This is a genomic window from Mycobacterium sp. (assembly GCF_036488105.1).
GTDB lineage: Bacteria > Actinomycetota > Actinomycetes > Mycobacteriales > Mycobacteriaceae > Mycobacterium.
This window is the reverse complement of sequence record NZ_DASXHW010000250.1, coordinates 1-2,244: the sequence shown is the minus strand read 5'-3', so window position 1 is coordinate 2,244 and position 2,244 is coordinate 1. Positions and strand designations below refer to the sequence as shown.

The following is a 2,244-nucleotide window of genomic DNA, read 5'->3' as shown; positions in this document are numbered from 1 at the left end:
ATCTAGCTTTGCCGCCGTCTCGAGTGTGACGTTGCAGTCACATTCGACTTATTACGTGACTGCAACGTCACGCTCGACGGACCCGAACGCGGGCTCTAAGCGGTGAATCGGTAGTCGTCGAGATCGAAACGGCGGCTGCGCCAGTACACCTCGAAGGTGGTCGCGGGCCGTAGCCCCACGTCGCCGTTCTTGTCGAAGTAGTAGCTGTTGGCCGTCCGGCAGCTGTCCTGCCAGAACACCTGGCGGTGTCGACGGCTCATCTGCTCGTCGAAGTAGCGGGCGTTGGCTTCTTCGCTGATCTCGACGCGGGTGGCGCCGTGCTGACGGGCCCGCTTCATGCAACGCACCATGTGGTGCGTCTGCGCCTCGATCAACGCGAAATACGACGACCCGACGTACCCGTAGGGTCCCATCGTGCTGAAGAAATTAGGAAAGCCAGGAATGGTGGTCCCCTCGTAGGCTTGCGCCCGGTTCTCTTCCCAGAACCGAGCCAGCCGCTGGCCGCCGCTACCGGTGACCGCAAAGGTCGGCGTGGTGTCGGCGTCGAACACGTGGAAACCGGTGGCCAGCACCAGCACATCGATTTCGTGGTCCGTGCCGTCGGTGGTGGCCACCGCCGACGACGTGATCTTGTCGATCGGTTGGGTCACCAGTCGGACGTTGTCGCGGTTGTAAGTCGACAGGTAGCTGTTGTGGAAACCGGGCCGCTTGCAGCCGATCGCGTACTGCGGGGTGAGCTGCTGCCGCACCGCCGGGTCGCGCACCTTCAGTCGCAGATAGGCGCGGCCGAGTGACTCCATCCATCGGGCCAGCGGGTACACGGTGAAGTATTGGGCCGGCAGCGGGAAGGTCACCTCGACGTAGGTCTGGGTGATCAGCCGCTGCAGAGTCTTGGCGCCGGGCAGCCGTAGCCCCCAGTGCGCCGGCTTGGGCAGCGGCACGTCGAACTTTGGGAAGCACCAGATCGGTGTGCGCTGAAACACCGTGAGCTCTTTGACAATTGGCGCGATCTGGGGGATCAGCTGCACCGCCGATGCGCCGGTGCCGATCACGGCGACCCGTTTGCCGGTCAGGTCGAGGGTGTGGTCCCAGCGGGCGGTGTGCACGATGGCGCCGCCGAAGGAGTCGACGCCGTCGATGTCGGGCGGCTTGGGCACGGTGAGTACACCGCTGGCGTTGAACAGGAACCGAGCGGTGATTTCACCGCCCGGATCGAGCTGGATCCGCCACAGCGACCGCTCATCGTCGAACTCGGCGGAGACAACTGTGGTGTTGAACCGGATTTTCGGCCGGATCCCGTATTTGTCGGTGCAATGTTCGGCGTAGGCCTTCAGTTCCCCGCCCCGCGCGTAGGTCCGCGACCAGTCCGGCCGCTGCTCGAACGAGTACTGGTACGACGCCGACGGAATGTCCACGGCGATACCGGGATAGGTGTTCCAGTACCAGGTTCCGCCGACTTCGTCGCCAGCCTCGACGACGAGGTAGTCGCCGAATCCCTCGTGGTCGAGCTTGATCGCGGCGCCGATGCCGGAGAACCCCGCGCCGACGATCAGACAGTGGTAATCGGGCCGATCGCCGTTCACCTGTACCTCCTCGCGGGCCGCTACAGCCGGTTAGTCGATACCGACGGTACCGCGAACCTAGTGCAGTGCTGCTTTCAGGGCGGCCAGCCCGCGATCCATCGCATCGGTGGCTGCGGGGACCACTCCGGCATAGCCGAGGTAGCCGTGCACCATCGTCTCGGCGTTGTGCACCTCGACGGGAACACCGGCGGCGGCGAGCAACTCCCCGTAGCGGGCCCCGTCGTCGCGCAGCGGATCGTGGCCGGCGACGCCGATGTAAGCGGCGGGCAGGTCGGCCAGGTTCGCGGCCCGGCCCGGCGCCATCCCGGGCGGGGGATTGAACAGGTCGATCTCGCCGGCGTAGTAGCGGCTGAATGCGGCGACGGCGGCGCTATCCAGGACGGGCGCGGCGGCGTTTTCGGTGAACGACGGCAGCGACGAATCCCACAGCGTCGCCGGATACCACAACAGCTGGAACAGGATTGGCGGCCCGTCGTTGTCGCGTGACCGCTGCGCGATCACCGCCGAGATGTTGCCGCCCGCGGAATCTCCGGCCACCGCAAGCCGACTCGCGTCGGCGCCGATCTCGCTGCCGTGCTGGGCAACCCATTGCACTGCGGCCCAGCCATCGTCGATCGCCGCGGGGTAGGGATGCTCGGGGGCCAACCGGTACTCGACCGAT

Annotated in this window: 2 protein-coding genes; both read right to left on the bottom strand. The window is 65.9% G+C overall.

The window, feature by feature from the left end; all coding sequences use genetic code 11:
• Window positions 1–95: 95 nt before the first annotated feature.
• Complete coding sequence (locus tag VGH54_RS12975; protein WP_331512411.1) at window positions 96–1,583, bottom strand: NAD(P)/FAD-dependent oxidoreductase; 1,488 nt, start codon at window positions 1,581–1,583, stop codon at window positions 96–98.
• A gap of 57 nt (window positions 1,584–1,640) precedes the next feature.
• Window positions 1,641–2,244: alpha/beta hydrolase (locus VGH54_RS12970; protein WP_331512410.1), on the bottom strand; the 604-nt coding region annotated here is incomplete at its 5' end.